Here is a 974-nt window from a genome sequence, read left to right as displayed (position 1 = left end):
GCCGTCATCAAGCCGTCCGACTACTCCATGGCGGAGGTCGTCGCCATCATGACCGGCGCGCTCGCCGTCGATGAGGCCGGAGGTACTGTCGTAGCGGATTCCGAGGCCGCGAAGGCCGCGGGAGTCCAGGCCAACTGACGACAGGACCACTCACGGGTTCCGGCCGAGGCCGCGGCCGGGACCGACGAGCACAGGAGACTGTTTCCCCCATGGCAGCGAAACGCCGCCCCACCCTGGCAGACGTCGCCCGCGAAGTGGGTGTCAGCGCCAAGACCGTCTCCCGCGTCCTCAACGAGGACGGGCCCGTTTCGGCCGAGACCCGGGAACAGGTGCTCGCCGCCGTGGCCAAGCTCGGTTTCCAGCCGAACCTCATGGCCCGCAACATCCGGGTGGGCGGGCCCGACACCACGATCGGACTGGTCATCCCCGATCTGGCCAACCCCTTCTTCGGAGCCGTGGCGAGGAGCATCGAGGACACGGTCCGCGACCGTGGCCTGACCCTGCTCATGGGCTCCTCCGCGGACGATCCCGACCGCGAGCGCTCGTTGACGGACAAGTTCCTCGCCCGCCGGGTCAGCATCCTGATGGTCGTGCCGTCCGTCGGTGCCGACCACTCCCACCTCAAGCCCCACCGCGCCGCGGGGCTGCCCGTCGTCTTCATCGACCGCCCGGGAGCGGGCCTGGCCACGGACAGCGTCGTCAGCTCCAACCGGGACGGCTCCCACGAGGGCGTCGCCCACTTGATCGCCCACGGGCACCGCCGCATCGGCTTCATCGGCGACCTGCCCACCAAGCTCTACACCCGACGCGAGCGCCTCGCCGGCTACCGCTCGGCCCTTGGGGACGCCGACATCCCCTACGACCGCTCGCTCGTCGCCAGCGCACACGACCAGCGGGGGGCCGAGGCCGCGACCTCGAAGCTGCTCGGCCTGGCCGACCCGCCCACGGCCCTGTTCGCCGGCAACAACATCATG

The 974-nt window shown here is 70.7% G+C and carries 1 protein-coding gene and 1 pseudogene; both read left to right on the top strand.

Annotated features, from left to right (window positions below; genetic code table 11):
* Positions 1-138: pseudogene (locus GTY47_RS09990) on the top strand (sugar ABC transporter ATP-binding protein); the annotation flags it as partial.
* Positions 139-209: 71 nt separating this feature from the next.
* A partial coding sequence (locus GTY47_RS09985; protein WP_010035120.1) for a LacI family DNA-binding transcriptional regulator occupies positions 210-974 on the top strand: 765 nt, incomplete at its 3' end.

Origin of the sequence: Streptomyces sp. SID5464, from assembly GCF_009862985.1 — a bacterium.
Taxonomy (GTDB): domain Bacteria; phylum Actinomycetota; class Actinomycetes; order Streptomycetales; family Streptomycetaceae; genus Streptomyces; species Streptomyces chartreusis_D.
This window is presented reverse-complemented; position numbering and strand designations above follow the sequence as displayed.